This window comes from Sphingomicrobium lutaoense, from assembly GCF_014195685.1.
In the GTDB taxonomy this organism is placed as follows: Bacteria; Pseudomonadota; Alphaproteobacteria; order Sphingomonadales; family Sphingomonadaceae; genus Sphingomicrobium; species Sphingomicrobium lutaoense.
This window is the reverse complement of record NZ_JACICF010000001.1, coordinates 869,440-895,046: the sequence shown is the minus strand read 5'-3', so window position 1 is coordinate 895,046 and position 25,607 is coordinate 869,440. Positions and strand designations below refer to the sequence as shown.

The 25,607-nt window shown below is 63.3% G+C and carries 25 protein-coding genes and 1 tRNA gene; 13 read left to right on the top strand and 13 right to left on the bottom strand.

The features are described from left to right. Positions 1-4 precede the first annotated feature (4 nt). Positions 5-1,210: an acyl-CoA dehydrogenase gene (locus tag FHS50_RS04210; protein WP_221184880.1), complete on the bottom strand. Its 1,206-nt coding sequence runs from the start codon at positions 1,208-1,210 to the stop codon at positions 5-7. A gap of 136 nt (positions 1,211-1,346) precedes the next feature. Here FHS50_RS04210 and FHS50_RS04205 point away from each other — a divergent pair, with 136 nt between their 5' ends. Continuing rightward, positions 1,347-2,831 (top strand): FMN-binding glutamate synthase family protein, encoded by a 1,485-nt coding sequence (locus FHS50_RS04205; protein WP_183933117.1) that lies wholly within the window; start codon positions 1,347-1,349, stop codon positions 2,829-2,831. Between the two features lie 72 nt (positions 2,832-2,903). Then, positions 2,904-3,404, top strand: coding sequence for a sterol desaturase family protein (locus FHS50_RS04200; RefSeq protein ID WP_183933116.1), 501 nt, complete (start codon positions 2,904-2,906; stop codon positions 3,402-3,404). Here FHS50_RS04200 and FHS50_RS04195 read toward each other — a convergent pair. The 4 genes from FHS50_RS04195 to FHS50_RS04180 form a co-directional block, all read right to left on the bottom strand. Then, positions 3,401-4,432: a succinylglutamate desuccinylase/aspartoacylase family protein gene (locus FHS50_RS04195; RefSeq protein ID WP_246332948.1), complete on the bottom strand. Its 1,032-nt coding sequence runs from the start codon at positions 4,430-4,432 to the stop codon at positions 3,401-3,403. The genes FHS50_RS04200 and FHS50_RS04195 overlap by 4 nt on opposite strands. Continuing rightward, positions 4,432-5,337: a 30S ribosomal protein S6--L-glutamate ligase gene (gene rimK / locus FHS50_RS04190; RefSeq protein WP_183933115.1), complete on the bottom strand. Its 906-nt coding sequence runs from the start codon at positions 5,335-5,337 to the stop codon at positions 4,432-4,434. The genes FHS50_RS04195 and rimK overlap by 1 nt, the downstream gene beginning before the upstream one ends. Beyond that, a complete protein-coding gene (locus tag FHS50_RS04185; RefSeq protein WP_265569007.1) occupies positions 5,334-5,759 on the bottom strand; it encodes an ATP-dependent zinc protease family protein in 426 nt (141 codons plus the stop codon). The genes rimK and FHS50_RS04185 overlap by 4 nt, the downstream gene beginning before the upstream one ends. A gap of 94 nt (positions 5,760-5,853) precedes the next feature. Next, positions 5,854-5,943: transfer RNA gene (locus FHS50_RS04180), tRNA-Ser, on the bottom strand. Between the two features lie 110 nt (positions 5,944-6,053). On the opposite strand from FHS50_RS04180, the gene FHS50_RS04175 reads away from it, so the two are divergent. From FHS50_RS04175 to FHS50_RS04140, 8 genes are all read left to right on the top strand, one after another. Continuing rightward, positions 6,054-7,151 carry a lytic murein transglycosylase gene (locus FHS50_RS04175; RefSeq protein ID WP_246332947.1) on the top strand — a complete coding sequence of 366 codons (1,098 nt, stop codon included), beginning with the start codon at positions 6,054-6,056 and terminating at the stop codon, positions 7,149-7,151. A gap of 65 nt (positions 7,152-7,216) precedes the next feature. Continuing rightward, positions 7,217-8,371 carry a D-alanyl-D-alanine carboxypeptidase family protein gene (locus FHS50_RS04170; RefSeq protein ID WP_183933113.1) on the top strand — a complete coding sequence of 385 codons (1,155 nt, stop codon included), beginning with the start codon at positions 7,217-7,219 and terminating at the stop codon, positions 8,369-8,371. A 4-nt stretch (positions 8,372-8,375) separates the two neighbouring features. Continuing rightward, on the top strand, positions 8,376-9,002 hold the full coding sequence (tmk, locus tag FHS50_RS04165; RefSeq protein ID WP_183933112.1) for a dTMP kinase: 627 nt from the start codon (positions 8,376-8,378) through the stop codon (positions 9,000-9,002). Next, a complete protein-coding gene (locus FHS50_RS04160; RefSeq protein WP_183933111.1) occupies positions 8,999-9,970 on the top strand; it encodes a DNA polymerase III subunit delta' in 972 nt (323 codons plus the stop codon). Before tmk ends, FHS50_RS04160 begins: the two co-directional genes overlap by 4 nt. A 32-nt stretch (positions 9,971-10,002) precedes the next feature. Beyond that, complete coding sequence (metG, locus tag FHS50_RS04155) at positions 10,003-11,517, top strand: methionine--tRNA ligase (protein ID WP_183933110.1); 1,515 nt, start codon at positions 10,003-10,005, stop codon at positions 11,515-11,517. Then, positions 11,508-12,287: a TatD family hydrolase gene (locus FHS50_RS04150; RefSeq protein WP_183933109.1), complete on the top strand. Its 780-nt coding sequence runs from the start codon at positions 11,508-11,510 to the stop codon at positions 12,285-12,287. Before metG ends, FHS50_RS04150 begins: the two co-directional genes overlap by 10 nt. Further along, a complete protein-coding gene (locus FHS50_RS04145) occupies positions 12,284-13,051 on the top strand; it encodes an MBL fold metallo-hydrolase (RefSeq protein WP_183933108.1) in 768 nt (255 codons plus the stop codon). The genes FHS50_RS04150 and FHS50_RS04145 overlap by 4 nt, the downstream gene beginning before the upstream one ends. Next, positions 13,048-13,635 carry a retropepsin-like aspartic protease family protein gene (locus tag FHS50_RS04140; RefSeq protein ID WP_183933107.1) on the top strand — a complete coding sequence of 196 codons (588 nt, stop codon included), beginning with the start codon at positions 13,048-13,050 and terminating at the stop codon, positions 13,633-13,635. Before FHS50_RS04145 ends, FHS50_RS04140 begins: the two co-directional genes overlap by 4 nt. 291 nt (positions 13,636-13,926) lie before the next feature. On the opposite strand, the gene FHS50_RS04135 is transcribed toward FHS50_RS04140, so the two are convergent. After that, positions 13,927-15,180, bottom strand: a complete 1,254-nt coding sequence (locus tag FHS50_RS04135; RefSeq protein ID WP_246332945.1) for a DUF819 family protein — start codon at positions 15,178-15,180, stop codon at positions 13,927-13,929. A gap of 120 nt (positions 15,181-15,300) precedes the next feature. On the opposite strand from FHS50_RS04135, the gene mazG reads away from it, so the two are divergent. Further along, on the top strand, positions 15,301-16,032 hold the full coding sequence (mazG, locus tag FHS50_RS04130) for a nucleoside triphosphate pyrophosphohydrolase (protein WP_183933106.1): 732 nt from the start codon (positions 15,301-15,303) through the stop codon (positions 16,030-16,032). Here mazG and hflX read toward each other — a convergent pair. The 5 genes from hflX to dusB form a co-directional block, all read right to left on the bottom strand. Further along, positions 16,029-17,327, bottom strand: coding sequence for a GTPase HflX (gene hflX, locus FHS50_RS04125; protein ID WP_183933105.1), 1,299 nt, complete (start codon positions 17,325-17,327; stop codon positions 16,029-16,031). The two genes, mazG and hflX, sit on opposite strands and share 4 nt — an antisense overlap. Then, a complete protein-coding gene (hfq, locus tag FHS50_RS04120; protein WP_183933104.1) occupies positions 17,324-17,755 on the bottom strand; it encodes an RNA chaperone Hfq in 432 nt (143 codons plus the stop codon). Before hfq ends, hflX begins: the two co-directional genes overlap by 4 nt. An 11-nt stretch (positions 17,756-17,766) precedes the next feature. Then, positions 17,767-19,149, bottom strand: a complete 1,383-nt coding sequence (gene ntrX, locus FHS50_RS04115) for a nitrogen assimilation response regulator NtrX (RefSeq protein WP_183933103.1) — start codon at positions 19,147-19,149, stop codon at positions 17,767-17,769. Next, positions 19,149-21,404, bottom strand: a complete 2,256-nt coding sequence (locus FHS50_RS04110) for a sensor histidine kinase NtrY-like (protein WP_183933102.1) — start codon at positions 21,402-21,404, stop codon at positions 19,149-19,151. The genes ntrX and FHS50_RS04110 overlap by 1 nt, the downstream gene beginning before the upstream one ends. Positions 21,405-21,508: 104 nt before the next feature. After that, positions 21,509-22,507: a tRNA dihydrouridine synthase DusB gene (dusB, locus tag FHS50_RS04105; protein WP_183933101.1), complete on the bottom strand. Its 999-nt coding sequence runs from the start codon at positions 22,505-22,507 to the stop codon at positions 21,509-21,511. Positions 22,508-22,568: 61 nt separating this feature from the next. Here dusB and FHS50_RS04100 point away from each other — a divergent pair, with 61 nt between their 5' ends. Both FHS50_RS04100 and FHS50_RS04095 read left to right on the top strand, forming a co-directional pair. Continuing rightward, complete coding sequence (locus FHS50_RS04100; protein ID WP_183933100.1) at positions 22,569-23,708, top strand: bifunctional 2-C-methyl-D-erythritol 4-phosphate cytidylyltransferase/2-C-methyl-D-erythritol 2,4-cyclodiphosphate synthase; 1,140 nt, start codon at positions 22,569-22,571, stop codon at positions 23,706-23,708. Continuing rightward, on the top strand, positions 23,708-24,205 hold the full coding sequence (locus tag FHS50_RS04095; RefSeq protein WP_183933883.1) for a CinA family protein: 498 nt from the start codon (positions 23,708-23,710) through the stop codon (positions 24,203-24,205). Before FHS50_RS04100 ends, FHS50_RS04095 begins: the two co-directional genes overlap by 1 nt. Here FHS50_RS04095 and FHS50_RS04090 read toward each other — a convergent pair. Beyond that, a complete protein-coding gene (locus FHS50_RS04090; RefSeq protein WP_183933099.1) occupies positions 24,166-24,630 on the bottom strand; it encodes a type II toxin-antitoxin system RatA family toxin in 465 nt (154 codons plus the stop codon). The two genes, FHS50_RS04095 and FHS50_RS04090, sit on opposite strands and share 40 nt — an antisense overlap. Next, on the bottom strand, positions 24,630-25,559 hold the full coding sequence (gene lipA / locus FHS50_RS04085; protein WP_183933098.1) for a lipoyl synthase: 930 nt from the start codon (positions 25,557-25,559) through the stop codon (positions 24,630-24,632). The genes FHS50_RS04090 and lipA overlap by 1 nt, the downstream gene beginning before the upstream one ends. Positions 25,560-25,607 lie beyond the last annotated feature (48 nt).

The window sequence follows — 25,607 nt, the reverse complement described above, 5'->3', positions numbered from 1 at the left end:
GGCCCTAGAAAGCCGCAATGCCGGTGATGGCCCGCCCGAGGATCAGCGCATGGACATCATGCGTGCCTTCATAGGTGTTGACCGTTTCAAGGTTCATGAGGTGGCGCATCGGCACATATTCGGCGCTGATGCCATTGCCGCCATGCATGTCACGGGCAACCCGCGCGATATCGAGCGCCTTGCCGACATTGTTGCGCTTGATGAGGCTGATCGTCTCGGGGATGAGTTCGCCTGCCTCGAGACGGCGACCGACGCGTAGTGCGGCCTGCAGCCCGAGCGATATTTCGGTGATCATGTCGGCGAGCTTGAGCTGCGGGATCTGGTTGGCAGCGAGCGGACGGCCGAACTGCTTGCGCTCCAGAGTGTAGGAACGGGCCGCTTCGTAGCAGGCCTCGGCAGCGCCCATCGCGCCCCACCCGATGCCGTAGCGCGCACGGTTGAGACAGCCGAACGGCCCCTTCAAACCCTCGACGCCCGGCAGAAGGTTTTCCTCGGGCACCTCGACTTCGTCCATGACGATTTCGCCGGTGATCGAAGCGCGCAGGCTCAATTTTTCTTTCACCTTGGGCGCGCTCAATCCCTTCATGCCCTTTTCGAGGATGAAGCCGCGGATCTTGCCGTCATGCGCGTCGGACTTGGCCCAGACGACGAAAACGTCGGCGATCGGCGAATTGGTGATCCACATCTTCGCGCCCGACAGGCTGTAGCCGCCGTCGATCTTCTTCGCGCGCGTCCGCATCCCGCCCGGGTCCGAACCGGCATCGGGTTCGGTGAGGCCGAAGCAGCCGATGAGTTCACCCCTGGCGAGGCCCGGCAGATATTTCTTCCTCTGTTCCTCGGAGCCATAGGCGTCGATCGGATACATCACGAGGCTCGACTGCACCGAGCAGGCCGAGCGGTAGCCGCTGTCCACCCGTTCGATCTCACGGGCGATGAGGCCGTAGCTGACATAGCCGAGACCCGCGCCGCCATATTCCTCGGCGACGGTCGCGCCCAACAGGCCGAGTTCGCCCATTTCCGACATGATGTCGCGGTCGAACTGGTCGTCGAGAAAGGCGTCCTTCACACGCGGCAGGAGCTTCTCCTGTGCATATTGGCGAGCGGTGTCGCGGACCATCCGTTCCTCGTCGGTCAGCTGGCCGTCGAGATCGAGGGGATCTGCCCAGTCGAAGGGCAGCAATTTGGGAGCGTGCGAAGATTTCTGTAACATGGCGCGGCTCATAGCTCGCTCCTTTCGCGGATGCCAGCCCAAGGTGCGCTTGCCGACATGGGAGCGGCGCTTTTGCCAAGCGCTCCGCGCCGCCTTATGGCTGGGAGCGGTTCCAACCGTCGGATGAAAGGCGCCCATGCATAGCGACAGCGTCGTCGAAGCCCTGGCCATTGCCTTCATCTGGGTCATCGGGTTGGCTGCCCTGGCGGTGGTGGTGCTGTTCATCATCGATGTCAGCCAGACCCGCGATGCGGTGCGGCGCAATTTTCCCGTCATCGGACGCTTTCGCCACCTGTTCACCGAACTGGGCGAATTTTTCCGCCAATATTTCTTCGCGATGGACCGGGAGGAACTGCCTTTCAATCGTGCCCAGCGCGAATGGGTCGAACGCGCCGCGAGCGGCAAGGGCAACACCATTGCCTTCGGTTCGACCAAGAACCTCCAGCCGGTGGGAACGCCGATTTTCGTCAACTGCCCCTGGCCCACGCTCGACGAGGACGCGGTCGAGGCCGAGCCCCTGCTGATCGGGCCGGGCGCCGCCAAGCCCTATCTCGCTCCGTCCTTCTTCAATATTTCGGGAATGAGCTATGGCGCATTGTCCAAGCCCGCGGTGCGCGCCTTGTCGATGGGCGCTGCCAAGGCGGGATGCTGGCTCAATACCGGGGAAGGGGGGCTGGCGCCCTATCATCTCGAAGGCGGGTGCGATCTCGTCTTCCAGATCGGCACCGCCAAATATGGCGTGCGCGACAGAGAAGGCCGATTGAGCGACGAGCGTTTGAAGGCGATCGCCGCGCATGATGAAGTCCGGATGTTCGAACTGAAGCTGAGCCAGGGAGCAAAGCCCGGCAAGGGGGGCATTCTGCCGGCTGCCAAGGTCACCGAGGAAATTGCGGAAATCCGCGGCATTCTGCCCCATGTCGCCTCGATCTCTCCCAATATGCATCCCGAACTGGGCAGCAAGGAGGACCTGGGCGCGATGATCCGCCATATCCGGCGGGTCACGGGCAAGCCCGTGGGGATCAAGACGGTGCTTGGCGCCTATGGCTGGCTCGACGAATATTTTGAATGGATCGCGGCGGGGCATGACGAAGAGGCGCCCGATTTCCTCACGCTCGACAGCGGCGACGGAGGGACCGGCGCGGCGCCCATGCCGTTGATGGACAATGTCGGCCTCGTCATCCGGGAAAGCCTGCCGATGGTGGTGGACCTGCGCGACAAGCATGGACTCAAGGAGCGTATCCGCATCATCGCATCGGGCAAGATGGTGACGCCCAGTGACGTGGCCTGGGCGCTGGCGACCGGAGCCGATTTCGTCAATTCGGCGCGCGCCTTCATGTTCTCGATCGGCTGCATCCAGGCGATGAAATGCAATACCAACCGCTGCCCCACCGGTGTGACCACCCACAACAAGCGGCTGCAACGCGGACTGGTGCCCGAGGAGAAAGCGGAAAAAGTCGGCAATTTCGTCAACGGCATGCGCGACGAAGTGGGCATCATCGCGCATAGTTGCGGCGTTAGGAGCCCGCGGGGCCTCAAGCGGTTCCACGTTCGGATCGTCTGCCCGGATGGCCGCTCGCGGGCGATGGACGAATTGCACCCCGCGCCCGTGCGGCAAAGCTGAAGGCGGGGCGCCGCTTTCAATTGCATGCGCAACGCCGCATCGGCTATCATCGCGCAGCAAAGGCCGTCTTCGATGAATTTCGACTATCTTTCCGAATTGCCCGTCTGGCAGGGGCTTGCCATCGCGCTTCTCGTGGTCGCGGCGATGGAAGTGACCGCCTATGCGACCCATCGCTGGATCATGCATGGCAAATGGGGATGGGGCTGGCACGCGTCGCACCATGAGCCGCATGATGGATATTGGGAAAAGAACGACCTCTATGCGCTTGTCTTTGCAGGGCTTTCGATCAGCCTGTTCGCCATCGGAGCGCTCTTTTCGGTGATCGTCTGGTATGTCGGGCTGGGCGTTGCGCTTTACGGGTTGCTCTATTTTCTCGCGCATGACGGGCTGGTGCATGGGCGGCTACCATTCCGCATCGTTCCCAAGACCGGCTATCTCCAGCGACTGTACCAGGCGCACCGCCTCCACCATGCGGTGAAGGGCAGGGAAGGGTGCGTTTCCTTCGGCTTTCTCTATGCCCCGCCGGTGCGCAAGCTGAAGGCCGAGCTCAAGCGGCGCGGCATCGAGGCCTAGTCGAGATCATCGTCGTACAGCGGGTCGGCGAGCGCATCCTGCTCGCTGTCCTCGATGTGGCGTTGCGCTTCGCGTGCGCCTTCGACGATCGCGACATGGAAAAGCGCGTCGCCGCGATTGACCACGGGCAGATTGCTCAACCCGATGATGACGCCGGTATCGCGCGCCTTGAGCGGCTGTTCGCTGCGTCCGAGAGGATCGGCGATGACCGCGATGGTATCGCCCGCCTCGACCCGCGATCCCAAGCGGTAGCGCGTCCGGGCGATGCCGCCGACGGGTGAGCGAAGCCAATGGCTCGACGTGGCGCGAATGGGCTCGGCACCGTCGCGGGGCTTGTGCGGCAGCATGGCAAGCTGGCGCAGCACGTTGAGAATGCCGCGCACCCCGATGCGGATTGCCGAATCGTCGAAGCGCAGCGCTTCGCCCGCTTCGTAAAGGAGCATCCGGCAGTCATTTTCGAGCGCGGCCATGCGGAGCGAGCCGTCGCGCAGCTTGCTGTTGAGCATGACGGGCGCGGCAAAGGCGCGGGCGAGATCGAGCGTTTCCGGATCGTCGAGCGCGGCGCGGATCTGCGGCAGGTTGGGGCGATGGATCGCGCCGCTGTGCAGGTCGATCCCGACATCCGAGCGCGAAACGATCTCGCTCATCATGATATGGGCGAGCTGGCCCGCGAGCGAGCCTCGGGGCGAGCCCGGGAAGGAGCGATTGAGATCGCGGCGGTCGGGCAGGTAGCGCGACCAGCTGATGAAGCCGAAGCTGTTGACCACGGGAACGAGGATCAGCGTTCCGCGCAGTTTCTGCAGAACCTTGAGGACCGAGAGGCGTCGGATGATCTCCACCCCGATGATCTCGTCGCCATGGATCGCGGCGCTGATGAAGACCGTGGGGCCGTCCTGTTTGCCGTGGAGCACCTGCACCGCGAGGCGCATCGGCGTGTGGTCCGACAGTTTGCTGATCGGCAGATCGACATAGGCATGGTCGCCCGGCGCGATCCGGACGCCGCCGATCTCGAACGGTTCGCGTGCCATCAGCCCTTGCCGCGCGTGCGGGTGCTTCCGGTGGCGTGGGTCTTTTCAAGATGGGTGATGATCATGCCCGCGACATCCTTGCCCGTGGCCTTTTCGAGGCCTTCGAGGCCGGGCGAGCTGTTCACTTCCATCACCACGGGACCCTGGTTGCCGCGAAGCAGATCGACGCCGCAGACGCGCAGTCCCATCGCCTTGGCGGCGGTAATCGCGGTGAGCCGTTCGGTGGGCGTGATCTTGACGACCTCGGCGGTGCCACCGCGATGAAGGTTCGAGCGGAAATCACCTTCCTTGCCTGTTCGTTTCATCGCCGCAACGACCTTGTCACCGATGACGAAGCAGCGGATGTCGCTGCCGCCCGCTTCCTTGATGAACTGCTGGGTGAGGATGTTGGAGCCGACGCCGCCGAAGGCCTGGATGATGGATTCGGCGGCCTTTTGCGTTTCGCCGAGGACCACGCCGATGCCTTGCGTGCCTTCGAGCAGCTTGATCACCACGGGAGCGCCGCCCGCCATCTCGATGATTTCCTCGGCGCGGCTCGTCTTATGGGCAAAGACGGTGACCGGAAGGCCGACGCCCTTGCGCGCGAGAAGCTGCATCGAGCGGAGCTTGTCGCGGCTGCGGCTGATCGCGACACTCTCGTTCAAGGGGTAGACGCCCATCATCTCGAACTGGCGCAGGACCGCAGTGCCGTAGAAGGTGACCGAGGCGCCGATGCGGGGAATGACCGCGTCGTAGCGCGGCAGGTCATGGCCCTGGTAACGGATGCTCGGCCGGTTCGAGGTCACGTTGATGTAGCAGCGCAGATGATCGATCACGTCGATATCGTGACCCCGTTCCTTGGCTGCCTCGACCAGCCGCCGGTGCGAATAGAGATTGGCATTGCGGCACATCAGCGCGATTTTCATGACGAGGGTCCTTTGCCGAGAAGATAGGAATGGCCGGGATCGACCAGGAAGCGGCGGTTGATGGCTTCGCGGCCCAGGAGCATGCGGAAGCCCATTTCGTCGCGATTGGTAAGCGTCAGTTCGATGGCGAAGCTTTTCTTGCCGATCCGGGCCTTCGTCTTGATGACATAGCGTTCTTCCTGCTTGCCGTTCGAACTGCGCACATGGCGCTTCTCGAGGACGCGCGCTTCGCATTCAACGGATGGCAGGCGGTGGCGTTGCACGGGGTGGAGGCAGAAAGAGACCCATTCCTCTCCGTCGCGCTCGAACGGGCGGACGTCGAAGGCGTGGATGGCGGAAGTCTTGGCGCCGGTGTCGATCTTGACCTTGATCGTGTCGACGCCGAGGTCGGGCAGGGCAATCCATTCTCGCCAGCCCAGCACGGGTTTCGCCTTGGATTTGCCAGCTGCCACACGGTCTCCAGTTCGCGATCAGGCGCACCGGGCTGCCGGTGCGGCCGGCGGCGGCTTGCCCTGTTGGCGGAGAGGGTGGGATTCGAACCCACGGTACGGTCGCCCGCACGCCGGTTTTCAAGACCGGTGCTTTAAACCACTCAGCCACCTCTCCTTCATCTTCGCCTCGCTATGGCGAAAGGGCGGATCGTGCAAGGGGTGCGATGAAGCCGCTGGCGCGCGAAACCTGGCGCGTTATGGGTGTGAGCGAAGAAAGGTGGTTGAATGATGCGAGTATCGAGCCTGTTGGCGACTTTCCTGGTGGCGGCGACGCCGGCGTGTGGTCAGGAAGCATCGGATCCGCTGGCGCCTCTTCCGACGAGCGCGCAAACGGCATCGCCCGCGATCGTCGTCCCCGCGACCCCGCAGGGCGCGATGGGATGGACGGACTACAAGCAGCATCTGGCGGCGCGGGCACGCGCCGAGGGCATCAGCCAGCGGACGATTTCCGCGGTGCTGCCCTCACTCGATCCCAACCAGCGGGTCATCCAGCTCGACCGCAGCCAGCCTGGCGGATCGCCGGGGTCGTCCTCGATCCCGCCCTATGCGCCCTACCAGCGGCGCCATGTCACCCGCGACATCATCGAGCGTGGCAAGGCCAAGGCGCGGCAGTGGTGGGACACGCTTTACCGCATCGAGCAGCAGACCGGCGTAGACAAGGACGTCATTCTCGCCATCTATGGCAAGGAAACCAGCTACGGACGCATCACCGGCAACTTCGACCTGTTCGAGGCGCTGGGCACGCTCGCCTGGGAAGGGCGTCGCCGCCAATTGTTCGAGGACGAATTCATCGCCGCGATGAAGCTGATGGACCGTGGCTATACGCGCGGGCATCTCAAGGGCAGCTGGGCCGGTGCCGCGGGCAAGGTGCAGTTCATGCCGAGCAATATCCTCCGCCTTGCCGCCGACGGTGATGGCGACGGGTTCGGCGACATCTGGAATTCGGAGCCCGATGCCTTTGCCTCGATCGCCAATTACCTGGTCGATGCGGGCTGGCAGCGTGGTATCGACTGGGGGATCGCGGTCCGCACGCCTCCGGGCCTCGACCGGCGCGCGATCGCCAATCCGGTCGAGCCAACCAAATGCCCGGCGGTCTATCGTCGCCACAGCGTGTGGAAAACGATGCGCGAATGGCGTGAGCTTGGCGTCACGCCGGTTACGACCAGCTTTTCGGACAATGTTCCGCTTACGCTGCTCGAGCCCGACGGGCCCGATGGCACGGCCTATCTGTTGACGCGCAATTACCGGGCAATCCTCGACTATAATTGCTCCAATTTCTATGCGCTCACCATCGGGCTGGTCGCGGACGCGATCGAGCGCTGATAAGGGCTTGGCGGCGCGGGCCTCCGCGCCTTACTGTGCCGCCAAATTCAATGACCGGAGTCTCCATGCGCAAATTTGCCGCCATCTTCCTTGCTGCCGCCGTGACCATGCCGCTCGGCGCTCAACCCGCTTTCGAAACGCCTGCGCAGAGCGCGATCCTGATCGACCTCAGTTCGGGCCGGGTGCTGTTCGAAAAGGATGCCGACCGGAAAATCCCGCCGGCCTCGATGGCCAAGATGATGACGACCGAAGTGGCCTTCGAACTGATCCGCAAGGGCAAGCTCGACGAGCAGAAGATGTGCACCGTGCGTCCCGAGACCTGGCGCAAATGGTCGAACGCCGGATCGACCATGTTCCTCAAGGTAGGCGAGCAGGTGAGCGTGGAAAATCTTCTCCACGGCGTCGTTACGCTGTCGGGGAATGATGCCTCGGTGGTTCTCGCCGAATGTATCGCGGGCACCGAGGAAGCATTCGTCCAGCAGATGAACGTCCTTGCCAAGGAATTGGGCCTGACGAACAGCCGCTTCGGCAATGCCAACGGTTGGCCCGACGAAGGCCAGACGGTGGTGACGGCGCGCGATCTTGCATTGCTCGCCAAGGCGGGAATCGAGCGCAATCCCGATCTCTACAAGAAATATTATGACAAGCGCAGCTTCACCTGGGGCACCACCAATGCGGGCACGCCCATCACGCAGCCCAATCGCAATCCGATCCTCGGGCGGGTCGAAGGCGCCGACGGCCTGAAGACCGGCCATACCGAGGAAGCCGGTTATGGCTTTACCGGTTCGGCCGAACGCGACGGACGGCGGCTGGTGATGGTGGTCACCGGCCTCGATAGCCAGTCGGCACGCACGCAGGAATCGGTTCGCCTCATCGAATGGGGTTTCAATGCCTGGGAAGCGCGCTCGCTCTATCCCAAGGGCGCGCGCGTGGGCGAAGCGAAGGTTCAGCTTGGCAGTGCCGACAGCGTCGGACTGGTTGCGCCCCGCGACCTTGCCGCGACCTTCCCCAAGAACGCTTTTGCCGATCCGCGGATTGCCGTCCGCTACAATGGGCCGGTCAAGGCGCCGATCGCCAAGGGCCAGCATATCGCCGACCTCGTGGTGACCACGCCCGACGGCGAAAGCAAGCTTCCGCTGGTCGCCGCCGAGGACGTCTCCGAAGCGGGCTTCTTCCGCCGGGCCTGGATCGGGTTCAAGCAGCTCGTTGGCCTGGCCTGAGGGCATGGCGGGGCGCTTCATCAGCCTTGAGGGCGGCGAAGGGGTTGGCAAGTCCACTCAGCTTGCGGCGCTCGCGACCGCGCTTGAGGGCAGGGGTATCGAGGTACTCGTCACCAGAGAGCCCGGTGGAAGCAGCGGGGCCGAGGCGATCCGCAAACTCCTGCTCGAAGGCGAGGAGACCCGCTGGAATCCCCGCTCCGAAGCCTTGTTGTTCGCCGCCGCCCGCGCCGATCATGTCGAAAAGACGATCAAGCCCGCGCTCGCCGAGGGCAAATGGGTGCTGAGCGACCGCTTTCTCGATTCCTCGCTGGCCTATCAGGGTGAAGCGGGTGGGCTGGGTATCGAGGCGGTGCGCGACCTGCATCGCTTCGGCAGTCTCGACTTTCTTCCCGACCGCACGTTGGTGCTTCGCCTGGAAAGCGGTGAGGGAGCGCTTCGGGCGCGACGCCGCGACGGGGAGGAAGGCGACCGGATCGGTTCGCGGCCTCCCCGCTATCATGCGGCGGTGGACCGGGGTTTCCGGGTGATGGCGGAGCAGGAGCCCGATCGGGTCAAGCTGATCGATGCCGAGGGTAATCCCGAGACGGTGACGGCGCGGCTGCTTTACGCACTTGGAGACCTGTTGCCATGATCGTCGGGCAAGACGCTGCGATCGACGCATTTTTCAGGGCCTGGCGTGGCGGAACCCCGCATCATGCGTGGCTCCTTTCCGGGCCGCGCGGTGTCGGCAAGGCGAGCTTTGCCAAGGCGGCCGCAACGCGAATTCTTGCCGAGGGGGCGGGGCAGAAGATCGACTTGCCGCCGCCCGCCGTTCCATCGGACAGCCAGACGGTGAGCATGATGGAAGCGGGAAGCCATCCCGATTTCCGCTTGCTCACCCGCGAGATGAACGATCGCAAGACCGCCCAGAAGCGCAACATCAGCGTGGACCAGGTGCGTTCGATCGCGACCTTTCTCGGCATCACGCCATCGCTCAGCCCATGGCGGGTGATTTTGATCGACAGCGCCGACGATCTGGAGGCGGGCGGTGCCAATGCCTTGCTCAAGATGCTCGAGGAACCGCCCGAAAATACGATATTCCTGCTGGTCAGCCATGCCCCCGGCAGATTGCTGCCGACGATCCGCTCGCGCTGCAGAAGACTGGGATTCCAGCCACTTGGCGATGACGTCATGGCGTCGCTGCTCGCCGAGCATTGTCCCGAGATGGAGGCGACGGGGCGGCAGGCGCTGATCGATCTGTCGCAGGGCTCGATCGGCAGAGCGTTGGCGCTCGCCGAAATGGATCTCCTGCCGCAGGTCGCGGCGGCGCGCTCGATAATGTGCGAAGGCGACCCCACGTTGGCGCGGCGCGCGGACCTGGTGCGTTCCTTGTCGAACAAGGCCAATGCCGAGCGCTATGCCGCCTTTCTCGACATGCTGCCTGCAATCGTGGCCGAGGAGGTGCGTCAGGCCGACGCGGCGCAGCGACCGGCCTTGCTCAAGGCCTATGAAGAGGTGCGCCGGATCGCGGCCACCGCGCCGCGCCTGTCGCTCGACCCGGGAGCAACGGTGATGCAGCTTTCCTCCGCCCTTGCACATGCGGCGCCTCAGCCTGCTTGAAGCAGGGGCGCTCGCCGTCTAGGGCGTTGGGCATGTCCCAGCCTTATTATCTTTCCACCGCGATCAGCTATCCGAATGGCGCGCCGCATATCGGCCATGCCTATGAAGCGATCGCTGCCGATGTCATGGCCCGTTTTCGTCGTAGCCAGGGGCGCGATGTCTTCTTCCTCACGGGTACCGACGAGCATGGTTTGAAGATGGCGCAAGCGGCGCGCGAAAAAGGCATCGAACCGGCCGAGCTTGCCCATGAAATGTCCCAGATGTTCAAGGACATGTGTGACAATCTTGACATCACCTACGATCGCTTCATCCGGACCACGGACCCCGATCATGTGAAAGCGGCGCAGACCATCTGGAAGAAGATGGAGGATAAGGGCGACCTCTATCTAGGCCGCTACGAAGGCTGGTATTCGGTTCGCGACGAGGCGTTCTACGATGAAAGCGAACTTACTGAAGGCGAGGGGGGCGCAAAGCTTTCTCCGCAGGGTACGCCGGTCGAATGGACGGTCGAGGAAAGCTGGTTTTTCCGTCTGTCCAACTATGGGGAGAAGCTGCTCGACCATATCGCGGCCAATCCGGCGTTCATCCAGCCCGATAGCCGCCGCAACGAAGTGGTGCGCTTCATCGAGGGCGGGCTGAAGGATTTGTCGGTATCGCGCACCAGCTTCGACTGGGGGGTTCCGGTACCGGGTAGTCCCGACCATGTGATGTATGTCTGGCTCGACGCCCTGACCAATTACATCACGGGCGTCGGCTATCCCGAAGGCGGCGACAAGTGGGAGCGTTATTGGCCCGCCGATGCGCATCTCGTCGGCAAGGATATCGTCCGCTTTCACGCGGTCTATTGGCCGGCCTTCCTGATGAGCGCCGATGTCGAACTTCCCAAGCAGGTCTATGGCCATGGCCATCTGCTCGGCGAAGGCGGGATCAAGATGTCGAAGAGCCTCGGCAATGTCGTCGATCCGCGCGAGATGCTGGGTCGTTACGGCGTCGATGCGCTGCGCTATTTCCTGATGCGCGAAGTACCCTTCGGCCAGGACGGCAGCGTATCGGAAGAAGCACTCGTCACGCGGGTCAATGCCGAGCTCGCCAACAGCTTCGGCAACCTTGCGCAGCGGACCTTGTCGATGATCCACAAGAATTGCGATGCGATCATTCCCGAAGCGGGAAAGGCGAGCGAAGACAGGAAGTTGCTCGATGACGTCATGGCGGCATGCGACGAGAAGCTGCCTGCCGCGTTCGACCGCTGGGCCTTCTCGACCGGGATCGAGGCATGGCTTTCGGCGGTGCACGCCTGCAACGCTTATGTCGATGCGATGGCGCCTTGGGGTCTGAAGAAGACCGACCCGGCGCGCATGGCCGAGGTGCTCGGAACGCTTGCCGCTGCCATCGCGCCACTTGCCCGGGCGATTGCGCCGGTGAGCCCCCACGGGTCGGCCGCGATCCTCGATCAGCTGGCGAAGGGCGAGGAGGGCAATCCCATCGAGAAGCCGACCCCGGCTTTTCCGCGCCTCGAACTGCCTGCGAAGGAGGAAAAATGCGCCTGATCGACAGTCATTGCCACCTCAATTACGAAGGCCTGGTAGAGCGGCAGGACGACGTGATCGCAGCGGCCCGCGCGCGCGGCGTTTCGGGGATGCTCAATATCTCCACGCGTCAATCCGAATGGGAAGCAATCATCGGGACCGCCGAGCGGCACGACGATATCTGGGCGACCGTCGGTGTGCATCCGCACGAGGCCGATAATCATCCCGACCTGGGCGCCGCGGCGCTCGTGAAGGCCGCCCAGCATCCGAAAGTGGTGGCGATCGGCGAATGCGGGCTCGATTATTATTATGACAAGTCCGACCGCGCCGCGCAGCGCGAGCGGTTCCAGGCGCATATCGATGCGGCCCGGGAGAGCGGGCTGCCTTTGGTCATCCACACGCGCGAAGCCGAGGATGATACTGCCGAAATGCTCGAAGCGGCGGCCGAGGCAGGCGGCGTGACTGGCGTTCTCCACTGTTTCACGGGGTCGAGGGCGCTGGCGGAAAAGGGGATCGAACTTGGCTATTATGTCTCGATCAGCGGGATCGTGACTTTCAAGAACGCCAAGGATCTGCAGGAAACGGCGGCGGCGCTGCCGCTCGAGCGTCTGCTTGTCGAAACCGACAGCCCGTTCCTGGCTCCGGTGCCGCATCGCGGGAAGACATGTGAGCCGGCATATGTGGCGGACACGGCGGCTTTCCTTGCGGAATTGCGGGGCGAGACCCTTGAGACCTTGTCCGAAGCGACGAGCGACAACTTCTTCAAACTGTTTGGAAAAGCCGCCGCGTGAAGGCTCGCATCCTCGGGTGCGGGACATCGAGCGGCGTCCCCAGGATCGGGAATGATTGGGGCGAGTGCGATCCCGCCAATCCCAAGAACCGGCGTACGCGGTCGTCGTTGATCCTGGAGTCAGGATCCGAGCGACTGTTGATCGACTGCGGACCGGATCTTCGCGAGCAATTGCTGACGGCCGGGATCGATCATGTCGATGCGACGCTTGTGACGCACGACCATGCCGATCACTGCCACGGGATCGACGATCTTCGGCAGATCGTCCGCCGGAATGGCAAGCGGATGGCGCTATGGGCGCGCGGGGAGACAATTGCCCGGCTCCGTCAAAGGTTTGCTTATGCGTTCGAGGGGCATCGATATTACGAGGCACTTCTCGATCCTGTTCCGCTGGATACGGATGAAGGGGATTGGGGTGCTGGGAAGTTGCGCTTCGTCGACCAGCCCCATGGCGGGATAACCAGTCTCGGCATCCGTTGCGACGAAGGCGCGGGCTCCATTGCCTATGCCATAGACTTCAGTGACTTAACAGACGATATGGCTAGCCTTTATGAAGGCGTCGACGTGTGGATCTGCGACTGTTTGGGGCGCAAGCCACACCCGACGCATGCACATCTCGATGCCGTTCTGGGCTGGGCGCGCGAGCTGCGTGTGGGGCAATTGTGGCTCACGCATCTCGACATCGTGATGGATCATGCCCATCTCATGAAGGAGTTGCCCGATTGGGCGGCGCCCGCGCATGACGGACTGGAAATCGAGGTTTGAGCAGCAATATGGCCACCGGAACGGTTTATCTTCTTCTCGTTCTCGTGCTGGTCGTGGCGATCCTCATTCGTTCGCACGAACCCGCAACCAAGCTTGCAAAGATGGCGCTGGCCTGGATCGCTATCTTCATGGCGGGCTTTGTGCTTTTCACCTTCCGTGACGATTTCGGATATGTTTTCAGTCGCTTGCAGTCCGAAATCAGCGGTGAGCCGGTCGCGGTCGGCGAAGAAATCCGTATCCCGATGGCGATCGACGGCCATTTCTGGGTCGAAGCAGATGTCAATGGAACGCCCGTGCGATTCCTGGTCGATAGCGGCGCGACGATCACGACCATGGGTGCGCGGACCGCACAACAGGCCGGCGTCGAGCGCGCCGCGCAGGCCGACCAGATCGTGCAGACCGCCAATGGGCCGGTTGCAGTCTATCGCGGGCGCGCGCAGCAGTTGAACGTCGGTCCAATCGAACGGCGCAATTTCCGGGTCCATGTCGCCGAGCGCGAGGATCTCAACGTGTTGGGAATGAATTTCCTCTCATCGCTCGATCGTTGGAGCGTCGAAGGGCGTTGGCTTATTCTTCAACCATAGCGGAAGGAAATATTAGATTTCCGTCCCTATTTGCAATTCATGCTTAACATAATATATATTATCAGACTTAGGGATTAGCGGAGTTTGTCATGGTTCTCCCCTTTTCCGCTCGATCTCATTCGCGCCCTTGTTGCGCACCATCACTGCACTTTCGGCTCTGGTCGCAGCCGATCGGGCTCGAAGAGCATCAGCAGGCCGTCGGACCATCAAAGTCGGCATATGACGCTGAACCCCACTCGCCCGGGCGTTGCGCCTCGCGAGGCGGAAGCGCCGCCCGAGCGTGTCAAAGGCTCAGGGTGCGACGATGGCCATCAGCTCGGCGGTGAGGATCGCGCCATAGGTGCCCAGCGCATAGCCGAGCACGGCAAGGAGCACGCCCACGGGCGCCAAGGCGGGATGGAAGGCCGCGGCCAGCACGGGTGCCGAGGCGGCACCGCCGACATTTGCCTTGGATCCGATCGCGATGAAGAAGAAAGGCGCGCGGATGATCTTCGCGACGGTGAAGAGCAGCCCGGTGTGCACCAGCATCCAGATGATCCCCACGAGGAAGATAAGCGGCTGATCGGCCACCGAGAAAATGTCCATGCGCGTGCCGATCACGGTGACGAGCAGGAAGATGAAGACCGTGCCGATTTTCGATGCGCCCGCGCCTTCGAGCCGTGATGCGCGTGTAAAGCTCAGTCCCAGGCCCAGGGTGGTGGCAGTGACGACCACCCAGAAAAAGCCGCTCGCCAGCACCGAATCCTCCATGCCGGCAATGCCGCCGATGAAGCCGGTCATGAGCATGGCGACAAGGTGTGAAAGGCCCACGCCGCCGAAAGCGATCGCGGTGAGCGCCATATAGTCCTCGACCTTCGAAGGGCGTTCGAGTGACGCGCTATAGTCGGCCATCTGATTCTTGAGCCGCTCGATGGCGCTGGAATCGGCTTTCAGCCAGCGGTCGATGGGTTCAGGATTGCCTGCGCCGTAGAGGAGGAAAGCCATCCAGATGTTGGCGACCACGATATCGACCGCGACCATCGCGGCGTAATTTTCGACATTATAGCCATAAACCTCGAGCATCGCGGTCTGGTTGGCGCCGCCGCCGATCCAGCTCCCCGCGACGGTGGCGAGCCCACGCCAAGCGGCGTCGGCCCCCTCGCCTCCGACCGTCTCGGGGCTAAAGGTCCCCACCAGCGCGACCGCGATCGGCCCGCCGATGATGATCCCGATGGTCGCGGTGAAGAACATGATCAGTGCCTTGGGCCCCAGCCCGAGCACGGCCTTGAGGTCGATGCTCAAGGTCAGGAGAATGAGGCTGGCAGGCAGAAAATAGTCTCGTGCGACCGGCCAGAGTTTGACAACATCCTCGCTGATCACATTGAAACTGTTGAGCAAAGACGGGATGAGATAGCAGAGCAGGATGATCGGCACCGTCCGGTAGAAGCGCGCCCAGCCCCCGCCGAGGCTGCGCGTGTAGAAGAGGATGCCGAGGATGGCGCAAAGGATGCCGAAAGTGATCGCAGGGCTGGTGATCAGCGGCTGCACCAAAGGTTCTGTGGTCAAGAAACTCTCCCGAATTTGCCGCAGTCATGCAGAATTGGGCCGGAAAGTGAACCTTTGCCTTTCCCTCGGATGCCCGTCGCGCCAAGGTGTCGGTCGACTGTTGCAGCAAAGGGACATTCTATGAGCCTCGACCGGCTGAAAGCGATCATGCACCGCCTTCGCGACCGCGAAAATGGCTGCGAATGGGACAGTGTCCAGACCTTCGCGACGATCGCGCCCTATACGATCGAAGAGGCCTATGAAGTCGCCGACGCCATCGCCCGCGAGGATATGGACGGGCTGGCCGACGAATTGGGCGACCTGCAGCTGCAAGTCATCTTCCACAGCGTCATGGCCGAGGAACAGGGCCTGTTCACGCTCGACGAGGTGTTCGAGCGGATCTGCGACAAGATGGAGCGGCGCCATCCGCACATCTTCGGCGACGCCAGAGAAGGCGGGCATCACCTTTGGGAGGAAATCAAGGCTGCCGAGCGCAAGGAAAGCGATGACAGGAGCGCGCTTGCCGGGGTGGCGCTCGCCCTCCCCGCGCTCGAACGGGCGCACAAGCTGCAGAAGCGCGCCGCGCGGACCGGCTTCGACTGGCCGGATGCTTCGGGCGCCAAGGCCAAGATCCACGAGGAGCTAGCCGAAGTCGAAGCGGCGCGGACCGACGAAGAGAGACAGGAGGAAATCGGAGACCTCCTGTTCGCCGTGGTCAATCTCGCTCGTTTCCTGGGAGTCGACAGCGAGGAAGCGCTTCGGCAGGCCAATCGCAAGTTCGAGAGGAGATTTCGCGCCATCGAGACCGAGCCCGGTTTCGAGGAAATGCCCCTCGATGACAAGGAAGCCTTGTGGCAGGCGGCCAAGCGCTAAAGTGCGTCGAACCGCGCCTTTGCCTCCGTGGAAAGCTCGACATCTAGCGTCATGACGTCATCTTCCATGCGGCTTTCGCGCACCTTGCCACGGCGGTGCAGCCAGCTGATCCGTGCGCCGTCACTCGCGGGGATGCGGATTTCATAGCGACGCGTCTCGGGGGTCAGCCGCTGGCCGATCATCTCGAGCATCGCGTCCACGCCTTCCCCTGTCACCGCGCTGATCGCGATCACGTCCTCGCGCCGCGCGGCTTCATGCGAAAGCTGTTCGCGGCGCTCCTCGTTCAGAAGGTCGATCTTGTTCCAGATTTCGAGGCGGGGCGGTGCCCCCTCCCCCTCCAGCCCGAGGTCGGTGAGCACGGCCTCGACATCGTCGGCCTGGGCCTCGCTGTCGCCGTGCGAAATGTCGCGGACGTGAAGGATAAGGTCCGCCGAGGCAACTTCCTCAAGCGTCGCGCGGAAGGCCGCGACCAGCTGGGTCGGCAGGTCGGACACGAAACCCACCGTGTCCGAGAGGATCACCTTGCTATGCCCCGGGATCGAGATTTCGCGCATGGTCGGGTCGAGCGTGGCGAACAAAAGATCTTCCGCCATCACAGAAGCGCGAGTCAAGCGGTTGAAAAGAGTGGACTTCCCTGCGTTGGTGTAACCCACGAGCGCGACCACCGGCCAAGGCGCCCGCTGGCGCCTTTCGCGGTGCAGGCCGCGAGTCTTGCGCACCTGTTCGAGCTCGCGCCGGATCTTGGCCATCCGGTCGCGGATCATGCGCCGGTCGGCCTCGATCTGGGTTTCGCCGGGACCGCCGAGAAAGCCGAAGCCGCCGCGCTGTCTTTCGAGGTGGGTCCAGCTGCGCACCAGTCGGCCCGCCTGATAGTCGAGATGGGCAAGTTCGACCTGAAGCCGCCCTTCGGCGGTCGCAGCGCGTTCGCCAAAGATCTCGAGAATGAGGCCGGTGCGGTCGATCACCTTGCGCTTGGTCGCTTCCTCCAGCGTCTTCTGCTGAACGGGCGTCAGCGCGCCATCGACAATGATGAGGCCCGCTTTCGCTTCCTCGGCGCGCTCGGCGATTTCCTCGGCCTGGCCCATGCCGAAAAGGCTTGCGGGCTTGACGTTGCGGATGCGGTAGGCGCCGGCCTCCACCACCTCGATGCCGATCGCCTCGGCAAGGCCCGTTGCCTCCTCGATCCGCGCGTCGGCGGAACGCGATGCAGGTTGGCGCGCGATTTCGGGAACCGCGAGCAATGCCCGTTCGCCATGGACGATGCCGTCATCTTCGTCGCGGTTGAAGATGCTCACGCCTGTTTCCCGTCGGGCTGGAGCGTGGAGACGGCATGCTTGAACAAGAGTTGCGGCCCCTCACCCGTTTCCAGGAGGAGCGAAAATGCGTCATGGGCGACGAGGCGGCCTTTCAGGAGAACGCCGTTCGTAAGGAAGACCGTCATTCCTACATCGACGTGGCGATCGAGAAAGCCGTCCTGGAGACTGTCGCCGCGATGGGTCGGAAGTTCGAGGTCGGGCCGCTCGGCGGGGACGATCGAACAGACGCTATGCTTGTAGACGAGCTGCTCCTGCCCGCCGCGCCGGAGGACGAGCGAATAGCTGCCGAACCCCGTGATCTGCCCCTGAAGGCGGACCCCCTTCATGAGATACATGCTCACCGAAAGACGTTGCTTGCGGCACGCGTTGAGGAAGGCTGACTGTAATTCTGACTGACTGTGCGCCATCGTGCATGAGCTTACTTTTCTTCGCCGCGCTTCTCATTGATGCCCAGCGCTTTCAATTTCCGGTGAAGCGCCGAGCGCTCCATGCCGATAAACGCGGCAGTGCGGGAAATATTCCCTGAAAAACGGCGAATCTGGATTTTGAGATATTCGCGCTCGAAATTCTCGCGTGCTTCGCGGAGCGGCGAGCCCATGATCGCGGCCGACGAGGTGATGCTGCCGGAGGTATTTCCGCTGTCGGTGACTTCGGGCGGTAGCAGGTCGATCTCGATACAGTCGGCGCGGTCGCCGGGCATGAGGATCATCGTGCGCTCGATGATGTTGCGAAGCTGGCGGACATTGCCGGGCCAGTCGTGCGCCTGCAGCGCGGCCAGCGCCTCGTCCGAAACGCGCGGCGGCGCCATGCGGCGATCGGCGGCAAAGCGGGCGAGGAAATGGTCGACCAGCACGGGAATGTCCTCGCGCCGTTCGGAAAGCGGCGGGATGCGCACCGGCACGACATTGAGGCGATAGAAGAGATCCTCGCGGAAGCGGCCGGCGTCGATTTCAGCCTGCAGGTCGCGCGATGTGGCCGAGAGCACGCGCACGTCGACCTTCACCGGGCGCTGGCCACCGACGCGGGTGTAGCTCTGGTCGGTGAGCACGCGCAGGATCTTTGCCTGCGTGTTCATCGGCATGTCGGCGATCTCGTCGAGGAACAGCGTGCCGCCATGCGCTTGCTCCATGAGGCCCGGGCGCGCCACGCCGTCGCGTTCGGCGCCGAACAACTCTTCCTCGACCCGTTCGGGCGCCATCATCGCCGAGGAAACGGTGACGAAGGGCGCAGCGGCGCGCGGGCTCCATTGGTGAATGGTGCGTGCGGCGATTTCCTTGCCCACACCCGCGGGTCCGGTGATCATCACCCGGCTTCCCGTGGGAGCGACGCGCTTCAGCGTGGCGCGGACGGCATTGAGGGCGGCAGAGGTGCCGTCGAGTTGTTCTTCCTGGCCGGCCTGCGCCTTCAGCTGCTCGTTTTCACGGCGCAAACGATCGGTCTCGGTGGCGCGGGCGACGAGGTGCAGCAGTTTTTCGGCCTCGAAGGGCTTTTCGATGAAATCGACCGCGCCCGCCCGGACTGCTGCGACGGCGGTATCGAGATTGCCATGACCGCTGATCATGATGACGGGGAGCGTCGCGTCGCGGCGTTTGATTTCCTCGAGCAACTGGAGACCGTCGAGCTTGGAGCCCTGCAACCAGACATCGAGCAGCGCCAGCTGGGGACGGCGGTGTTCGATGGCGTCGAGCGCGCTGGCGCTGTCGCCCGCGGTGCGCACCTGGTAGCCTTCGTCTTCCAGCACGCCGGAAACCAGTTCGCGAATGTCGGCCTCGTCGTCGACTACAAGAACTTCAAGCGCCATCAGCTTTCCTCATCATATTCATGGTCGTCGCCGCGCTTGATCATGTCGGCGGCGGGACTGTCGGTGGCCATGCCGGCCAGGCGGTCGGCATGGAACAGGATGCGGACATGGGTGCCGCCTCCGATGCGGTCGAGGAAGGCGATCTCGCCTTCATGCTCCTCGACGATCTTCTTGACGATCGCGAGGCCGAGGCCGGTGCCGCGCACACGCGTCGTCATATAGGGTTCGGTGAGCCGTTCACGATCTTCGGGAAGGCCGACGCCGGTGTCGGTGACGTCGATGATCAATTCACCGCCCTCGCGCCGCATCTTGAGTTCGACGCAATCGCCTTCCTCATGCTCCTGCCCCAGCTTGCGCCGCGCCTCGATTGCTTCGACCGCATTCTTGACGATGTTTGTGAGCGCCTGGGAGAGCTGGCGCCGGTCGCAGACCATGCGCATCTCACCATGCGCCGGCTCCATCGAGAAATTGACCCCGGGATGCGCGACTTCATGCAGGAACAGCGCGGCGCGGGCGATGTCATGGACATTCTCGTCGCGGAACACGGGCTTGGGCATCCGCGCAAAATTGCTGAACTCGTCGACCATCCGGCGAAGGTCGCCGACCTGCCGGACGATGGTGTCGGTGAGGCGGCCGAAGGTGTCGTCGCCGATTTCCTTGCCATAGCGACGCTCGAGCCGTTCTGCGGCGAGCTGGATCGGAGTCAGGGGGTTCTTGATTTCATGCGCGATGCGACGGGCAATGTCCGACCATGCCGCGCGGCGCTGGTCCGACAATTGGTCGGTGATGTCGTCGAAGGTCAGCACCGCGCCGTCCTCGTAGCGCACCCGTTTCACCGCCAGCGTGCGCTGCCCGCTTTCCGATGGAATGATCGCATTGGCTTCCTGCGCTTCGCCCGCCATGAATTCGTCCAGCTCCGCCGAGACGTCATGCAGCTCTCGCCCTTCGAGCCCTTCGTCGCCCAGAAGCGCCGAAGCCGAGCGGTTCGTGAGCAGGATGTGATTATTGTTGTCGAGCGCGATCACGCCCGCGGTAACCGACGACAGTACCGCCTCGATGAAGGCGCGGCGGGTGTCGAGCTGGTCGTTGGCAGTCAGCAAGGCGCCCGTCTGCTCCTCGATCCGGTAGGTCATCCGGTTGAATGCCGCGGCCAGAGTGGCGACTTCGTCGGTGGTGTCGATCTCGGGGACGCGCGCGGAAAAATCGCCTTCCTCGACGCGGTTGGCGGCTTCGACCAATTGACCGATGGGGCGCGCCAGCCGGTCGGCGAGCTTGAGCGCGGCGGCAATCGCCAGCCCGACGATGAAGATCGAACCGAACAGCAGGGCGGCATTGAACTGCAGCTGGTTGCGCCGCGATTCCTGGATCAGCTCTTCATAATTGGCGATGATGCTGTTGGTGCGTGCCATCTGTTCGCTGAGGACGGGATCGACATCGCGCGAGACGAACAGGAAGGCATTCTCGACCCCGGGGAGCGGCGTAATGACCTGCACCCTCCCCTGTTCCTCGACCGCGACCGTATCGCCCTCGCCTTCGACGCTGGGTCCGAGTTCCTCGATCGCGGGGATGATGCGCTCGGGGGTGAGCATGCCATCATATTCGTTGATGACGGCATAGGCGCGGACCTGTTTCTCCTCGTCGACGACGATCACCGCGCCTTCGAACAGGCTGCGGACATAGAGCTGGTAGGCGACCAGTTCCTCGAAAACCGGACTGTCGAGCGCGAGGCCTTCTTCGAGCCCCAACACGACGAGATCGTTGGCCATCGCCACCGCTTCGTCCGAAACGTCGAAATATTCGGCCTCGAGCACCGCCTGTCCCATGCTCTGCGTATTTTCGAGCAAGGTGCGCGGGCGGTCGGAAAACCAGAATTCGAGCCCCGACTGGATGAGCAGGGTGGCGAAGATGGCGACGAGAACGGTCGGCACCGCCGCGATGATCGAAAAGAGCGCGACCAGCCGCGTGTGCAGCCGTCCCGAACCCAGCCCCTGCTTGAATCCCTTGCGCTGCGCGACCTTGCGCGAAAGCAGCACCATGAGGACGATCGCTGGGATGAGCGTCCCGATCATCAGCAAGGCGACGGTCGGCAGGTCCACCAGGGCCTGGTCTTCATGGTCGTGAAGGAGGAGGTCGCCCGAAATGACGAGCATAATGACGAGGAAAGCCGCGGCCACCCATGTCGCGATATTCAGCCAGCGATCATAGCGCGGCCGGTCGTCGCTCATCAGGTCAGAATCGGAACGCGCAGCATCCATCACTCTCCCGCCCTAGCACGGAAGCGTTGCATGAAAAACACAGTCTGTGCACATCGCACGCAAACTGCCGTTTTTGATGGAAAATCAAGCCGGTTAGCTGGCGATCAGGCCGCCGCGCGCTTGAGCCACGGTGCGTAGAATTCGCGAAGCATCGCCTTGACCCGCTCGGGATCCTCTTCCTGGTTCACGCGGTTGCGGAACTCGGCCGAGCCCGCCAGCCCCTTGGTGTACCAGCCGATATGCTTGCGCGCGCAATTGACCCCGACGACCTTGCCGTAGAGCGACTGCATGTCGTCATATTGGGCCAGGATGGTCTCGAGCTGCTCGTCCATCGAGGGATCGGGGATGCTCCCCTCGCCCTTCAGCTCGGAAATGACCTGCGCGAGCAGCCACGGCTTGCCATAGGCACCGCGCCCGATCATCACTCCGTCCGCGCCCGATTGGTCCAATGCTGCATGCGCGTCCTCGACCGAATTGATGTCGCCATTGGCAATCACCGGCAGGCTCGTGGCGGCCTTGACCTTGGCGATGAAGGCCCAGTCGGCACTGCCCTTGTAGAGCTGGCAGCGGGTGCGGCCGTGCACCGTGATCATCTGGATGCCGAGATCCTCGGCGATGCGCGCCAGTTCGGGAGCATTGAGGCTGTCATGGTCCCAGCCCATCCGCATCTTGAGCGTCACGGGCACCTTCACCGCCTTCACGGTCGCCTCGATCAGCCGGGCGGCCAGCGGGAGGTCGCGCATCAGCGCCGAACCGGCATAGCCGTTCACCACCTTTTTCACGGGGCAACCCATGTTGATGTCGATGATGTCGGCGCCCTTGTCCTCGTTGAGTTTCGCCGCTTCGGCCATGCGCGCGGGTTCGCAGCCCGCCAGCTGGAGCGAGACGGGCTGTTCGGACGCATCCCAGGTGGCTTTCTGGACGCTCTGCCGGGTTTCGCGGATCATCGCTTCGGACGCGATCATCTCGGACACGGTAAGCCCCGCACCGAAACGCTTCACCACCTTGCGGAACGGCACGTCGGTCACGCCCGTCATGGGCGCGAGGATGACCGGGTCCTCGATGGTGATCGGGCCGATCTGGATGGGTTTGATACGAGACATGGGCGTCGCCCATAGCGATAAGCCCCTTGAGGAGCAAGATTTTCGCGGTTACGCGCGGGCCATGTCCACCGACGCCCTCATCATGGCTGCCGGTAGCGGGACCCGCATGGAGGGTGCGCTTCCCAAGCAATATCGCCACCTTGGCGGCAAGAGCGTTCTGGCCCGCGCGGTCGATGCGCTGGCGTCGCACCCGTCCATCGATCAGGTGCGCGTGGTAATCGGCAAGGACCAGGAAGAAATGGCCCGCGCCGCGCTGGGCGAGCGCGATGTCGGCGAATGGATCATCGGCGGCGACAGCCGCTCGCAGAGCGTTCGCAACGGCCTTGCCGCCGTCCGTGCCGACCGGGTTTTGATCCACGATGCTGCCCGCCCCTTCTGCCCGCTCCCGGTAATCGACCGCCTGCTCTCCGCGCTGGACGAGCATGGGGCGGCCACGCCCGCCCTGGCGTCGGTCGATACGCTGGCGCGGCGTCATGGCGACAGGGTCGGCGGAACGATCGATCGTGACGCCATCGTCCGCGTCCAGACCCCGCAGGCTTTTCGCGCCGATCTTCTCCGCAAGGCCTATGCCGCGCACGAAGGCGAGCCCACCGACGAAGCGCAGGTAGCGCGCGCCTTCGGCGTGGACGTGGCGCTGGTCGAAGGAGACCCGATGCTCGAGAAACTGACCACCGCCGAGGATTTTGCCCGCGCCGAGCGCATGATGGCCGCCCGCACGACGACGCGGGTGGGCATGGGGTTCGACGTTCATGCCTTCGCCGGGTCCGGCCCCGTCCGGCTCGGTGGGCTGGATATCACGCATGACAAGGGCCTGTCGGGCCATAGCGATGCCGATGTGCTTCTTCACGCTCTCACCGATGCGATCCTGGGCGCAGTCGCGATGGGCGATATCGGCGATCATTTCCCGCCGTCCGATCCGCAGTGGAAAGGCGCAGACAGCGAACAATTTCTTCGCCATGCCGCGACGCTGGCCGCCGAAGCGGGCGGGATCATCGAGCATCTCGACGCGACGATCATCTGCGAAGCCCCACGCATCGGACCGCACCGCGACGCCATGCGGGGGAACATCGCACGCATGCTGGAATTGGATGAAGGACAGGTCAGCGTAAAGGCGACTACCAGCGAACGGCTCGGCTTTACCGGGCGCAAGGAAGGCATTGCCTGTCAGGCCGTCGCAACCCTCCGGATGGAGATGAAATGATGGATCACGTCCTGCCCGACGAAATCGTCGAGAAGGCCAAGGCGGTGGTGGATGCCAACCGCGCCGCCGGGCGGCGCATCGCGCTTGCCGAAAGTTGCACGGGTGGGCTGGTCAGCGCCGCCCTGACCGAGATTTCGGGCGCGTCCGATGTCTTCATGGTCGGCTTCGTCACTTATTCCAATGCCGCCAAGCGCATCCAGCTCAATGTCAACGCCGAGATCATCGAACGCGAAGGCGCGGTCAGCGAGGATACGGCGGCAGCGATGGCGCGGGGCGCGCTCCTCGCCAGCGGCGCGGATATTGCGGTGTCGATCACGGGGGTCGCCGGCCCGACCGGCGGCAGCAAGGAAAAGCCTGTGGGCCTCGTCATCTTCGGCGTTGCCACGCGGAGCGGAGAGCGGCCGACCACGCAGCGCCACCAGTTCGATACGGAAAACGGACGGGCGGGAATCCGCTGTCAGGCGGCGCTGACCGCGCTGTCGCTGCTGGAGCCGTAAAGCTCTTTCGCCCGCTCCTCGAAGGCGCCCGTCATCCGCCGTAGCGCACGATCGAACATCTGGCCTGCAAGGCTTTCGAAGATGCGACTCTTGAAGGCGAAATCGACCGAGAAATGGACATTGCTCCCGCCATCGTCGGCGGGCTCGAAATGCCATTCGTTATGCAGATATTTGAGCGGGCCCTCGATATAATCGACGCAGATGCGCCGATCCTCATGGTCCTTGGTCACCTTGCTGGTGAATCGCTCCTTGAAGGCCTTGAAACCGACCACGAGGTCCGCGACCATTTCCTTCTCGCTGTCCGAACGGACGCGAACCGCGGTGACCCAGGGCAGGAATTCGTCATAGCGACCGACATCGGCCACCAGCGTGAAAAGCTGTTCGGGCGAATAGGGAAGATAGCGGGTCTCGCTATGCCGAGGCATTAGCGCGCCCGCTCCTTCTGACGGGCCAGCTGCTTTTCACGCGCCGCACGCATCTCGTTGAAATCGTCGCCGGCATGATAGCTCGACCGGGTCAGCGGCGACGCGGCGACCTGGAGAAAGCCCTTGGCGCGCGCGATCGAGGCATAGGCCTTGAACGCGTCGGGCGTGACAAATTCCTCGACCTTGGCATGCTTGGGCGTCGGCTGGAGATATTGGCCCATGGTGAGGAAGTCGATGTCGGCCGAGCGCATGTCGTCCATCACCTGGTGCACTTCGAGCCGCTGTTCGCCAAGGCCGACCATGATCCCCGACTTGGTGAAGATCGACGGATCGAGCTTCTTGACCATCTCGAGAAGGCGCAGCGAAGCATAATAGCGCGCGCCCGGGCGGATCGTGGGATAGAGCCTCGGCACGGTTTCGAGATTATGGTTGAAGACGTCGGGTCGCGCCTCGACGATCGCCTCGATCGCGGCTTCATGCTTGTTTCGGAAATCGGGCGTGAGGATCTCGATGGTGGTCGTGGGCGTGTTGCGACGCAACGCCTCGATCACCTTCACGAACTGTCCTGCCCCGCCATCGGGCAGATCGTCGCGGTCCACCGAGGTGATGACGATATGTTCGAGGCCCAGTTCGGCCGCTGCGGTGGCGACATGTTCGGGTTCGAGCGGATCGACGCTGCGCGGCATGCCGGTCTTCACGTTGCAGAAAGCGCAGGCGCGCGTGCAGGTGTCGCCAAGGATCATCACCGTGGCATGTTTCTTGGTCCAGCACTCGCCGATGTTCGGACAGGCGGCTTCCTCGCAAACGGTGGCGAGATTGAGCGAGCGCATCAGCTTCTTGGTTTCGGCATATCCTTCCGAAACGGGAGCTTTAACGCGGATCCAGTCGGGCTTGCGCATCTTGGGCGGCACGGGCAGCGGAGCATTCATGGGGGGCGAGATAGCGATGACGCTTGCCAATGCCAAGGCATTGCGGAT

What these genes read in the sequence shown, in the direction of transcription:
- FHS50_RS04210 (WP_221184880.1), bottom strand. Translation starts at nt 1,210, where the DNA reads ATGTTACAGAAATCTTCGCACGCTCCCAAATTGCTGCCCTTCGACTGG.
- FHS50_RS04205 (WP_183933117.1), top strand. Translation starts at nt 1,347, where the DNA reads ATGCATAGCGACAGCGTCGTCGAAGCCCTGGCCATTGCCTTCATCTGG.
- FHS50_RS04200 (WP_183933116.1), top strand. Translation starts at nt 2,904, where the DNA reads ATGAATTTCGACTATCTTTCCGAATTGCCCGTCTGGCAGGGGCTTGCC.
- FHS50_RS04195 (WP_246332948.1), bottom strand. Translation starts at nt 4,432, where the DNA reads ATGGCACGCGAACCGTTCGAGATCGGCGGCGTCCGGATCGCGCCGGGC.
- rimK (WP_183933115.1), bottom strand. Translation starts at nt 5,337, where the DNA reads ATGAAAATCGCGCTGATGTGCCGCAATGCCAATCTCTATTCGCACCGG.
- FHS50_RS04175 (WP_246332947.1), top strand. Translation starts at nt 6,054, where the DNA reads ATGATGCGAGTATCGAGCCTGTTGGCGACTTTCCTGGTGGCGGCGACG.
- FHS50_RS04170 (WP_183933113.1), top strand. Translation starts at nt 7,217, where the DNA reads ATGCGCAAATTTGCCGCCATCTTCCTTGCTGCCGCCGTGACCATGCCG.
- tmk (WP_183933112.1), top strand. Translation starts at nt 8,376, where the DNA reads ATGGCGGGGCGCTTCATCAGCCTTGAGGGCGGCGAAGGGGTTGGCAAG.
- FHS50_RS04160 (WP_183933111.1), top strand. Translation starts at nt 8,999, where the DNA reads ATGATCGTCGGGCAAGACGCTGCGATCGACGCATTTTTCAGGGCCTGG.
- metG (WP_183933110.1), top strand. Translation starts at nt 10,003, where the DNA reads ATGTCCCAGCCTTATTATCTTTCCACCGCGATCAGCTATCCGAATGGC.
- FHS50_RS04150 (WP_183933109.1), top strand. Translation starts at nt 11,508, where the DNA reads ATGCGCCTGATCGACAGTCATTGCCACCTCAATTACGAAGGCCTGGTA.
- mazG (WP_183933106.1), top strand. Translation starts at nt 15,301, where the DNA reads ATGAGCCTCGACCGGCTGAAAGCGATCATGCACCGCCTTCGCGACCGC.
- hfq (WP_183933104.1), bottom strand. Translation starts at nt 17,755, where the DNA reads ATGGCGCACAGTCAGTCAGAATTACAGTCAGCCTTCCTCAACGCGTGC.
- ntrX (WP_183933103.1), bottom strand. Translation starts at nt 19,149, where the DNA reads ATGGCGCTTGAAGTTCTTGTAGTCGACGACGAGGCCGACATTCGCGAA.
- FHS50_RS04110 (WP_183933102.1), bottom strand. Translation starts at nt 21,404, where the DNA reads ATGGATGCTGCGCGTTCCGATTCTGACCTGATGAGCGACGACCGGCCG.
- dusB (WP_183933101.1), bottom strand. Translation starts at nt 22,507, where the DNA reads ATGTCTCGTATCAAACCCATCCAGATCGGCCCGATCACCATCGAGGAC.
- FHS50_RS04100 (WP_183933100.1), top strand. Translation starts at nt 22,569, where the DNA reads ATGTCCACCGACGCCCTCATCATGGCTGCCGGTAGCGGGACCCGCATG.
- FHS50_RS04095 (WP_183933883.1), top strand. Translation starts at nt 23,708, where the DNA reads ATGGATCACGTCCTGCCCGACGAAATCGTCGAGAAGGCCAAGGCGGTG.
- FHS50_RS04090 (WP_183933099.1), bottom strand. Translation starts at nt 24,630, where the DNA reads ATGCCTCGGCATAGCGAGACCCGCTATCTTCCCTATTCGCCCGAACAG.
- lipA (WP_183933098.1), bottom strand. Translation starts at nt 25,559, where the DNA reads ATGAATGCTCCGCTGCCCGTGCCGCCCAAGATGCGCAAGCCCGACTGG.